At 53.6% G+C, this 513-nt stretch carries 1 pseudogene; it reads left to right on the top strand.

Features of this window, described 5'->3' with window-relative positions:
- A pseudogene (locus tag HCG49_RS18430) lies at positions 1 to 513 on the top strand (spore surface glycoprotein BclB); the annotation flags it as partial.

The following is a 513-nucleotide window of genomic DNA, read 5'->3' as shown; positions in this document are numbered from 1 at the left end:
GCCAAAGGAGAACAAGGAATTCAAGGCGAGACCGGAGCAACTGGAGCCACAGGAGAACAAGGTGTTCAAGGCGAAACCGGAGCTACTGGTGCCACAGGAGAACAAGGTATTCAAGGTGAAACTGGAGCTACTGGTGCAACAGGAGAACAAGGTATTCAAGGTGAAACCGGAGCCACGGGTGCAACAGGCGAACAAGGCATTCAAGGTGAGACCGGAGCTACTGGAGCAACAGGTGAACAAGGTATACAAGGAGATAAAGGTGAGACTGGAGCACAGGGCGAACAAGGTATTCAAGGTGAGACCGGAGCTACTGGCGCCACAGGTGATCAAGGTATTCAAGGTGAAACCGGAGCTACTGGGGCAACTGGAGAACAAGGTATCCAAGGAGAAACCGGGGCCACTGGGGCAACAGGTGAACGAGGAATCCAGGGAGAAACTGGAGCACAGGGAGAACAAGGTGAAACAGGAGCCACGGGTGCCACTGGAGAACAAGGTATTCAAGGTGAAACCGGG

Origin of the sequence: Arenibacter sp. 6A1, from assembly GCF_012272855.1 — a bacterium.
Classification (GTDB): domain Bacteria; phylum Bacteroidota; class Bacteroidia; order Flavobacteriales; family Flavobacteriaceae; genus Arenibacter.
This window is presented reverse-complemented; position numbering and strand designations above follow the sequence as displayed.